The organism is uncultured Campylobacter sp. (assembly GCF_938031315.1).
In the GTDB taxonomy this organism is placed as follows: domain Bacteria; phylum Campylobacterota; class Campylobacteria; order Campylobacterales; family Campylobacteraceae; genus Campylobacter_B.
In genome coordinates, this window is record NZ_CALHHT010000514.1 from 1 (window position 1) to 1,320 (window position 1,320).

The 1,320-nt window shown below is 47.7% G+C and carries 1 protein-coding gene; it reads left to right on the plus strand.

The features are described from left to right. Positions 1–485: 485 nt before the first annotated feature. Positions 486–662: a hypothetical protein gene (locus tag Q0236_RS12785; protein WP_297918809.1), complete on the plus strand. Its 177-nt coding sequence runs from the start codon at positions 486–488 to the stop codon at positions 660–662. The last annotated feature ends 658 nt before the right edge of the window (positions 663–1,320 follow it).

The following is a 1,320-nucleotide window of genomic DNA, read 5'->3' on the forward strand; positions in this document are numbered from 1 at the left end:
GGGGTGATTTTCGAGGGCGAAAGACCGCTGCGCGTGGAAAATTTAGAGCTTAGCAGAGAGTATTAACCGCGGATAAAATTTTAAATTTAGAGGCGATTTTAAAATTTACGTAGCGCGCAGATCGGCACACTATGGCGCACTCCCGCGGATAAATTTAAATCGCGGCTTGTTGTCGTTTTGAAATTTCGCGGCGCACTGCGGCGGCTAAGATACGCTTTGACAAGGCGGCGTCTAAATTTCATTTCCCGCTCCGCGCAAATACTTCGTTTGTGCCCTTAAAAGCGAGCGTTTATGACCGCGGCGCAAATTTAGGTGCAGGCAGTCTTGGAATTCTGCGTAAAATTTTGAAAGTATCCGCGCGCAACGGCGCGTAAAAAACACGCGAAAATTCGGCGACTGGGCGCATGTCCGCTCATAGCCGCTACGGATTGAGCGAGCGAAGCGACAGAATTTAAACGCAGGGCGCGCGCGGGAAAAAATCGAAGATGGGTGCGGAGACATGCAAAAAAAGCGCAAAGGTGCACGGCGATATAGAGTGCGATAGTGCGGGCTGCCGCAAATCGGGCTCGCAAATTGCGGATCGAAAGCGAGTTGAAACAAAAAGCTCGGTGCGCAAATTTGCGGATAAGGAAGTCGGCGAGAGCAAAAAGTTCGGCGCGTAGATTTACGGATCGGGCGTCTAGGAAAGGACGGGACGCGCGCCGCGAATTTAGCGATTTGGCGCGCAGAATGCGAATCAAAAGGCGCCGTAAGCAAAGAGGCGCGCAGCGAAATTTTGCGCTCCTTGAAATTTTATAAAATTTTGCCGCAAAATTTACGCTTTTTAAAATTCTATAAAATTCTGCTTGCAGAGCTTGCCCGTGAAATTTTTAAAGCTCTTGGCGGTCTGTTTTGAAATTTATGAAGCAGATCGCGGCACAGGCGCCGCCGCGTAGAATTTGAGATCAAAGCAAGCTGAAAGTAGAAATTTTAAGCGTGAGCAAATTTGGTTCGCAAATTGCGGATCGGGCGTATGCGATGACAACGGCGCGGAGTGTAAATTTAGCGAGAAAAATCGATGTATAAACTTCGCGCGCGAACCATCTTAAATTTAGCGAACAAATTTTAAAACCGCTCTCGCAGCATCCCACCTCAAACTAGTAAATTTTAAAATTTCACCTTGCGGCATTCCCTGCGCGAATTATTTAAATTTAATGATTAAATTTCAAAACTCGCCGTCTCGCATCACGCCCAAATTTACGCTCTATTTCGCGACAATTAATGCGCAGATCGCGCAAATTTAATGCTCTGCCTGAGACGGCATTCGGCGCGCAAATTCCG